Genomic DNA, 357 nt, shown 5'->3' with positions numbered 1-357 from the left:
GACTATGTGCCTGTAGAAAGATACCAGCCGTACTATGTAAATAAAGAAAGAACAGCAGTCCACCATAAAAGCGCGGCGGGGGCGGAAACCCAACCCAGAGTAAAACCTGTTCCCTTTCCCGTACTTACCCCCGTATTGGACGCATTTTCCCGCGACCTTACGGCGCTTGCCAGGGCGGGAAAAATTGATCCTGTTGTGGGCAGAAAAGCGGAAATTAACCGCGCAGTCCGTATTTTGGCGCGCCGTACAAAGAATAACCCAATCCTTGTCGGGGAACCCGGCGTAGGTAAAACCGCTATTGTCGAAGGACTTGCCCAACTTTTTGTAAGCGAAGCTGTTCCTGACGCTCTTTGCGGT

At 51.5% G+C, this 357-nt stretch carries 1 pseudogene; it reads left to right on the top strand.

The features are described 5' to 3' along the window. Positions 1-357: pseudogene (locus tag ACYVTD_RS18165) on the top strand (ATP-dependent Clp protease ATP-binding subunit); the annotation flags it as partial.

Source organism: Treponema sp. R6D11, assembly GCF_054786075.1.
Note: the sequence above shows the minus strand (reverse complement) of the source record. Positions and strands in the feature narration are given on the sequence as shown.